The organism is Nostoc sp. (assembly GCF_036917355.1).
Lineage (GTDB): Bacteria > Cyanobacteriota > Cyanobacteriia > Cyanobacteriales > Nostocaceae > Nostoc.
Window position 1 is genome coordinate 1 of sequence record NZ_JBALDP010000096.1, and the last position, 8,108, is coordinate 8,108.

Below are 8,108 nucleotides of genomic sequence, written 5' to 3' on the forward strand. Positions count from 1 at the left end.
AGGTGGATGAACGGAGTTCAAAGGTGGATGAACGGAGTTCAAAGGTGGATGAACGGAGTTCAAAGGTGGATGAACGGAGTTCTGAGGTGGATGAACGGAGTTCAAAGGTGGATGAATAAGTATATTTGTAATTTGTCTGGGCACAGCTTCTCATTCGCTCAAACCCATGTGCTTATATTGTAGGCTGTGTCTAACCTACATTTGTACTCTGAACAAGGGTTTTAGCTATGCAGTCTAGAAATTTATTTCTGGGCAGTTAAACAACGCAGATACTTAAACTTACCTACTAGTTTGCAACTAGTAGCTCAGTGCAAAAATTTTCCACCGCTTTTTCCTGTACTTGATTCACAATCATAGAAACAAATTCGTCTAGGTCGAATGGCTTAAGTAAATATTCTTCAAAGTCTACATCTGGAATTTGGTCACAAGTACCTGTGGTAGATGTTGAAGTCACAATGATTGGGATATGCTTACCATTGTCTGCCTCTATAGCATTCAATGTATTTAGCAATGTATAAATACTTTCACCTAAAAACCTAATTTCACTGACAATAATGTTGGGCGTGAACCAACCCAGGATTTCTAAAGCTTCCTTTATGGAACCAGCGGTAATCACATTTGCGCTCATGTCTTCCAGTAAAAAAGCATACAAATCTCTACTATCGCGATCGTTGTCTACAACAAGTACTTGTACACCTTTGAGTATCCCAACTGCCAAGCAAAAGTCATTGATTAAATTCATAATAAGACCTGCGATTTAAGACTTGAAAGGCAAAGCGATCTGAAAAATCCGTAGTCTTAAGGTGATGAGACAACCAGATAGGTCAAATAAAAAGTAGCAGAGAACCATTTAATGGTTAAGATTACTAGGTTCTGTTCTTATACTATGAGCAGGTGTTGTTTGATTTCCTAAATGAATTGATTAACTACGACATAAAACGTAGAAAAACTTTTCAAAAAAGGGCGCTGTATGCTACCTCCAAAAATCTGTGGTTCAATGAACTGAAAATAGCTGTAAACAATTAATCAATAAAACTATTCCCATTCCCTGTCCTCAAGTTCCTTCTGAGGCAATAATAATGTGGCTTCAATTTCTTGCCTGATAGCAGGGGTTACTTCACAATTGCTATGCAGGCAATCGAGTAGTAACTGATTAGCATCATAATAACGTTGTAACACTTGCTGTTGTTCAATAGACTTCTTGCATAAGTCGGGAAAGGGGGAAGGGGGAAGGGGAAAAGGTTCTGTATTGCCCTCTTCCCCTTTAACCTTTACCCTTTTCCCCTCTCTTGCAAAAAGCACTTTTGCAAGAGGTCTAATGCTAAACTCCCACTGGTGGTTAATGTTTCGATAATTAATCACCGTTGTCTTTAACTGTTCAGCCCAGGTTGAATAGTTCGTCTGCCACCATAGCCGAAACCGTTCTTGACTTTGACGAGAATTGGGTAATTGGTCAGAGAGTTGTTGCAGAGATTTATAAAGTCCAACATCCAGAACAATACCCAGAATAGTCGAGAGAGCATCTCCACAGGCGTGGATATGGGCGAAGTCCTGGCTCTCATCAATTGCACACTCCAGCAACAGGTCATCTAATGCCGCATCCAGAAACATCCCTTGGTCGAGGGTACTAGCTAGAATAAAGTGAGGAGCTACGTGAGGAGTGCGACTCAAGGCCAAATAAAATGCTCGAACTGTCGCATCTTTTGCTTGGCTGGGAATACTGCGAGATTTTTGGCTAGCCCATGCCAAAAACTCTTGTAAATAAGGGTCTTGGGCAACCAGTGCATCAATCTGTTGCTTCATCAACTGTACTAAAGAGTCTGCACTCCGAAGCATGGTAGCGGTTAACAAGAAGATTTCGCGCCAGTGGGGGTCAGTGATATGACTGACCAGACCAGACAGCGCTTGCTCAAATGCCTGTAAGTTATGGCTGGCAACGATTTTCCTGGCTGTGAAGTATTCTTGAAAGGCCAGATAGGAGAAAGAAAAAATTCCCCGCGCCCGTTCTGCCAGTAGCCCATGTTGAGCTTCGATTGCTTTCAATGCCGCTTCACTTTCTACTTGCAGTTCCTCTGCATCCATTGGCACGTTGGTCAGATTCTGAATATAGTCACCAATATATTGCTCAACGATGCGTTGCTCGAAAAAGTACTGACCATCCTGAAATGTCGCTGCTGCAATCTGACTCAATAACTTAAGCTTTTGTGGTAATAAAAACCCTCGATAAACATCATCCCGTTCTATACCTTTGGCTTCATCCCATTTACCTAATAGAAGGTCTAAACCTTGCTTATAAAAGTCAGTCCGCTTAGTCGGAAATTTTTCTTGACCGTGAAACACCCAGCAGGCAAGATGCAGAAATAGGGGTGTGACGACGAGTTGGCGAAATTGCCAGTTTTCAGCTAGGTCTAGCTTCTGAATAAACTCAGCGGATTGGGTCTGACCATCTTGAGTGTTGGTCTTACTAAAGGCTACAAACCATTTTTCAGCAAAGGCTTGAATTTGTTCTGAGGTAAATGGGGCAATTTCAACATCGGTAAAGCCTCGGAGTCTAAATCTTTGAGATGCTGTTCGACAGGTTGCCACTAACTGATTTCTGTGATATTTATCTGAAAATCTGCGAATTTCGCTTAAGACAGTATTGCTTTGTTGGTTAAGAATTTCGTCCATACCATCAAGCAACAATAACACTCTGCCTGCATTAAGCAAGGTTTCGATGACTGAGGGATCGGAAATTCCAGATGTAATAAACTCCTGGCGAATGTACTTTAATAAGCTGAAGTCGTTGGTAATCTTAGACTCTTGGGCAAAGTTTCTCAGTGTGATAAATATTGGCACATGATTTGACACAAATGCGCTTTGGTTACACTGAATGGCGAGATGTTGCAAAAAGGTGGTTTTACCTACTCCTGGTTTGCCTAGCACCCTGAGCTTGGAGTATGTTTCAACTGCTTGTGTACCAGGTATCTGGTTCAAGTTAATTTCACCTAAGCCAAAACGGTCAAATTCTTTGGGATCGAGTTTTTGCAGTTCGGTGATTTCTAACCACTGTTGACTGGCAATTTCCTGCAAAATATTCAAATCTATATATATGTCATCGATCGCAACGGGACGGCTAATATCCAATAACTGCAAAGTACCACACTGGTCTTGAATTTTGTCGAAGCGTTGCGTAGGCGTAGCCCGTCGTAGACATCGCACTTGTTGCACTAATGCATCAATATCCAGCACAGCAGGTTCGGTGTATTCTTCTAGTTCACGGAATTCTGCCGGAGGATTGGTAGCAATCTCCCGCCAATTCAGTTCCAAAACTAAGCAAATCTCAATAAAAGTATGACGCTCAACCGGACGACCACTAAAAAACCGCCAAATCGGTTGTCTAGTCTTGAGATTGACTTCTGCGGCTAGATTGTCTTGTGTCCACCCCTTGAGAGCAAATGCCCTTTTAGCCTCTTGAATTCCAGTAAGTGATGCTTGGAGCGATCGCTTGACCATAGGACAAAAACCCTGCTCCTCAAATCATGAACTTTAACTTTTATTAATATCTGCAATCTTATAGCTTTCTCTGTGATAGTTAACATTTTACTCGTTTAAAGTTATACAAAATTCAAGAAATACTCTCAAGTTTTTAAATTTTTGTCACAAATTCAAACGTTATACGTTTAGCTTATACATTTTAACCTTTACCAATATCTAAATTCAAACAATGTTTCATTATCAAAGCATAAATTGTTAAATTATTTACTAAATGAAACAACCTTAAAAATATAAAACGAACCTCTCTTTTTTTAGGAGAGAGGTTTAGAGATAGGTATAACATTTGACTTAGTTGAGTTGCTTCAAACATATCTAGACTACACACGTTATTAGCTATCTATATGTTTGCTGTCTGAGGAATCAACAATGATGTAGATGACACCGTTATCATCAACAGCATTGGATTTTGAGGCTCTGAGGCACTATCTAAATTGACATTATGGAAAGGGTCAATTTTAAAATTTGAACCTTCAATTGGCTTTATGGGCATCACCTTGCCGGAAACGACGTGATAGGTCAGGAGTTCCTGGATCTTATTAATATTTTGAAGCAATCTCTCTACAGTACCTACTGGAAGCTTTGCAAAAGCTTGATCTGTGGATGCAGAGGCAATAAACGAATCAACACCTTTGAGAGTGTCTATCAAGTTAGCAGCCTTGATTGCATCAACCAAGGTGCTAAAAGAACTAGCGGTAACGTCAGTATCAATAGCATCAATCATTTATTTAACTTAATAATGTGTAATTTGCTAATTATTTCTAGCATGACATATTAATGTTAGAAATTGTGTTTGAGTAAACGGTTTATTAGCGTATAAGTTGTATAAGATGAGTAAAAAAATAAATAATTAAAAGACAGCAGAATTTAAGAATTAGAAGTTTGGAGTCAATGGGAAAATATTGTTAGCGACAATCCAAAATTTTTCTTAGGTTTGTGGTGGATTGCGAAAGCCATAATATACTCTACGCTATACCTCTTGCATAAATTATCCCTGTTTTGTCACTCTGGGAAAAGAAAAATCAAAGCCTAATTTTGAACTGTAGATAGAACAGGCATTTGAGCGTTTATTTTCTAACACAATAGCTTAAATCATGGTTTTTTTGTAAAAGCCTTATGCTGTAAGCACTCCAGATTATTCTCTCCCGAAAGTGATAAAAGAGGGATTAACACCATCCCCAACCCTGAATACTGTTCGGTTAAGGCAAGAGACGCGATGAATCGCCGTCTCTACAATAATCAGTCTTTCGTCTTGACGGCGATTTATCGCATCTTTAGCGATTTAAATTTTCATCAAAAAACATTAACTAAACCGTATTGTCCTAACCTCCTCTTCGCCGCAAGCTAGGAGCTTTTTCTGATGTTCTTTATATTACTATAAAACGCTATATTAGCCCTGCAATTCATTACAAGGCTAATATAGTAGAAGTTTTATTTATCTCACTTTTTCAAAACTACATTGAAAGAATTTAAATACCCAGTAATAGTTTTAGCTAATGTCTTTTGCTGTTTTTTTGTAGTGATTGCCATTACTTGATATAGTCTTCCTTCGGCAACATACATTCTACTTATAGTAATTTTCCCTCCAGAATTGATGTACTGAATTTCTTTACCGGGATGATTATTATAACTACGAATGTTTCGTTGACTAATTAAATTACTTTTCGTAGTCTTTAAAGCCATATCCCGTGCATTATTAAGTACAGCTTGAGGATCGGCCATTTGACCGTAACTATAAGGAAAATCATTGTAAGCAACTATGTATGCTACTTGCTGTTTTGGTGGTTGAGCGGCAAATATTTCTAAGGTAATTTCCCCCATGTAAGTTTTTTGGGATTCGGTATTTCTGCTGGGGTTTCCCGGCATCAAAATTGTAAAACGTCCATCTGGAGGGGTGAATAACTTCCATTTTGGCTGCACGGGTTGAGAAACCTTTGGTTTGACAACAGCTACCGGAGATTTGGGTTGACGCGCTTCCACAAGAACAGAGCCACCACAGACTATCGTGGCGGCTATTAGTGGTAACAGACTTTTAACTGTCATATTTTTTGCCCTTTGAGATGCCGATCTCACTGATGATGCCAGCTGTTATAACCTAGCAGCACATAAAGCAGCACCAATTAGGCCGACTTGCGAGTTGAGGATAACATACACCGGGATCTCTTCGAGGAGGCGGCGCATTCTACCTTTTTGGGTGAAATTTAATAAGAAACCACTATTTTGGATTAAGGGCAGGATTTTGGGCGCAATTCCACCAGCAATGTATAAGCCACCGTAAGGTAGAAGTTTCAGGGCAAGATTGCCAGCTTCTGCACCGTAAGCTTCTATAAATAATTGCAAAGTTTGTTCCGAGAGGCGATCGCGTTTTTCTAGTGCAGCCGTACCAATGACAGCACCGGGATCGACACTTTTCTCTTCTTGTCCGGCTTCTTGTTCCCAAGTTCTGACGACTTGGGCAATATCTGGTGATTCGGCGGCAAATTTGCGATCGCGCAGAAATTGGTAAATTGCTACAATTCCCATTCCAGAAACCACGCGTTCTACAGAAATGCGCTGGATATCATGCTTACCCAGCAGGTATTTTAACAGTTGAAACTCGATCTCGTTTCGAGGGGCAAAGTCAGCGTGTCCACCTTCTGAAGAAAAAACTTGATAGTCGTTTCCTTGTTTAATTAAAAATCCTTGCCCTAAACCAGTACCAGCACCAATAATTGCAATCGGGGCTTCGGGTTGAGATTTGCCAACTTGCAACGTGTGCAAGTCTTGTTTTTGTAAACCTGAAATGCCATAGCCTATGGCGGCGAAGTCGTTAATCAAAGAAATTTGTGGGATATCCAATTCTTCTTGTAGACGTTCGGTATCCAGGAACCAGGCTAAATTGGTCAGTTTGGCAGTATTTTTGACAATGGGGCCTGCGATCGCAAAACAAGCTTTTTCTGGTATTGGTGTATTAGCTTTGAGCAAAAACTGCTGCACTATGGGTACTAAATCGGGAAAATCAGCACTGTGGTAACTTTCCTGATAAATAGTATGTAAAGCTGGCGAATCTGATTTTTCAACCAATTGCAGAATAGTTTTCGTCCCGCCGATGTCTCCTGCTAGTAATAAAGTCATAAAATTTATTCGCGAATTAATTACTTTTTTTGTAGGATATACCCAACGTACCAGAAGCCATGAACGCAAATCTCTATCAAAGGTTTAAGCAAATCGAATAACTTCTTCTATGTGGGTTAAATGGGAAGTATCTCCCGTTAGTTCTAATAACCATTCTGGGTCTTGGCGTACCACTTTTACCAGAGAACATAAAGAAGCTTTGACTTCTGTTTTGGCAATTTCCCCCACTAGTCCCATTGCTCCGCCTAACACAGATGCACCATGTGCTACTAGCAGGATATCCTCTGGGAAGAACTCAGTAGCTAAACATCTAGCAGTTTGCCCAGAACGTTCTCGCACTTTTTCGTGAGTTTCAGGAAATTTTGCGGCAATGCGCGAAGTATAGCTGCTGTCAATTCTGGGAAATAACTTTGCTAAGGCTGGAGTTGAGAGTCTTTCGGGTTCTTCTGTCATCCAAACTGGATTTAGCCATTCACTCAAACCTGTTTCGAGTTTGATCGGCAAGTTGAGCATTTCTGCAACTGCGTTTGCTGTTTGTACGGTTCGCAGGAAAGGAGAAGCGAAAATATGTCCAATCTTTTCTTTTTTCAATCGTTTAGCTAGCTGCTGTGCCTGCACCATACCATCATCAGACAAGGGCGGATCGTAGCGTCGTTCGGCGGTAAGAAACCAATCGGGGTTTACGAAATCGAGGCGGTTAGCGTGTCTTGCTATCCAGACTATTTGACTCATGGGTTTAATGATTCCGGTGAATAGAATTCGCCGCTAAACAAATATATAGATATCTGCAAGGAGGCCTGCAAATATTAATATAAGACAAAAATTGTAATAATATTTAATAATACTTTTGATTAGAAAAACTTATTAGTTCTGTTAATGTAGCTTTTCTTAAAGCCTTTTTAGCCATTCTTCTAAAGCAATATCGACTTTGCTTAAAGCCTTTTTAGCCATTTTTCTAAAGCTACCTCAACTAATCCATTTAGAGAATCATAGCGATCAAATTTATATGTATTAAGTCTTCCACCACCGATAACAAGAGTAAATTCATTTGCATCAATTTCTAGTAATTGCCTCTCCTCGTATGTTAAAGGTTCTGAGTTATTAAGTTTCCTAGTTATTCTGCTTCTATCCTTAGAATATTGACTAAAATATTTATTTGTTCGATAAGTTGAATTTTTATTTGCTACTATTTCATTCATGATTTTTACTCTATTTGAAAGTGTCTTTTTGGATAAATTCATCTTTACACCAATTCCAATTGGTACATATCCCTCTAACAAAGCATTGCCTTGCCAATCTGTCCAAATCCTTGCTCTACTTATGCGATCGCTCAACAATCATGTATCGTTTAAAATTTTAACTGGGTAATACCAATTTAATATGAAGCTGCATATAATAGAGGGAAGCAAACTTGATAAATTTGAATACTCATGAGCCGTCCTTTTGAGATTGAAATCGCA

Annotated in this window: 7 protein-coding genes; all 7 read right to left on the reverse strand. The window is 39.6% G+C overall.

Annotated elements, in window-relative coordinates; translation table 11 throughout:
- Positions 1-286: 286 nt before the first annotated feature.
- Positions 287-742 carry a response regulator gene (locus tag V7K53_RS29010; RefSeq protein WP_335200912.1) on the reverse strand — a complete coding sequence of 152 codons (456 nt, stop codon included), beginning with the start codon at positions 740-742 and terminating at the stop codon, positions 287-289.
- 293 nt (positions 743-1,035) lie between these two features.
- Entirely contained in the window at positions 1,036-3,495 is a 2,460-nt protein-coding gene (locus tag V7K53_RS29015) for an NACHT domain-containing protein (RefSeq protein WP_335200913.1), read from the reverse strand.
- A 379-nt stretch (positions 3,496-3,874) separates the two neighbouring features.
- Positions 3,875-4,258 (reverse strand): fasciclin domain-containing protein, encoded by a 384-nt coding sequence (locus tag V7K53_RS29020; protein WP_335200914.1) that lies wholly within the window; start codon positions 4,256-4,258, stop codon positions 3,875-3,877.
- A gap of 716 nt (positions 4,259-4,974) precedes the next feature.
- Positions 4,975-5,577 (reverse strand): hypothetical protein, encoded by a 603-nt coding sequence (locus V7K53_RS29025; protein ID WP_335200916.1) that lies wholly within the window; start codon positions 5,575-5,577, stop codon positions 4,975-4,977.
- A gap of 45 nt (positions 5,578-5,622) precedes the next feature.
- On the reverse strand, positions 5,623-6,648 hold the full coding sequence (locus V7K53_RS29030) for a glucokinase (RefSeq protein WP_335200917.1): 1,026 nt from the start codon (positions 6,646-6,648) through the stop codon (positions 5,623-5,625).
- An 84-nt stretch (positions 6,649-6,732) separates the two neighbouring features.
- Positions 6,733-7,380 carry a histidine phosphatase family protein gene (locus V7K53_RS29035; protein WP_335200918.1) on the reverse strand — a complete coding sequence of 216 codons (648 nt, stop codon included), beginning with the start codon at positions 7,378-7,380 and terminating at the stop codon, positions 6,733-6,735.
- Between the two features lie 200 nt (positions 7,381-7,580).
- A complete protein-coding gene (locus V7K53_RS29040) occupies positions 7,581-7,982 on the reverse strand; it encodes a hypothetical protein (protein WP_335200919.1) in 402 nt (133 codons plus the stop codon).
- Between the last annotated feature and the right edge of the window lie 126 nt (positions 7,983-8,108).

What these genes read in the sequence shown, in the direction of transcription:
- V7K53_RS29020 (WP_335200914.1), bottom strand. Translation starts at nt 4,258, where the DNA reads ATGATTGATGCTATTGATACTGACGTTACCGCTAGTTCTTTTAGCACC.
- V7K53_RS29025 (WP_335200916.1), bottom strand. Translation starts at nt 5,577, where the DNA reads ATGACAGTTAAAAGTCTGTTACCACTAATAGCCGCCACGATAGTCTGT.
- V7K53_RS29015 (WP_335200913.1), bottom strand. Translation starts at nt 3,495, where the DNA reads ATGGTCAAGCGATCGCTCCAAGCATCACTTACTGGAATTCAAGAGGCT.
- V7K53_RS29030 (WP_335200917.1), bottom strand. Translation starts at nt 6,648, where the DNA reads ATGACTTTATTACTAGCAGGAGACATCGGCGGGACGAAAACTATTCTG.
- V7K53_RS29035 (WP_335200918.1), bottom strand. Translation starts at nt 7,380, where the DNA reads ATGAGTCAAATAGTCTGGATAGCAAGACACGCTAACCGCCTCGATTTC.
- V7K53_RS29010 (WP_335200912.1), bottom strand. Translation starts at nt 742, where the DNA reads ATGAATTTAATCAATGACTTTTGCTTGGCAGTTGGGATACTCAAAGGT.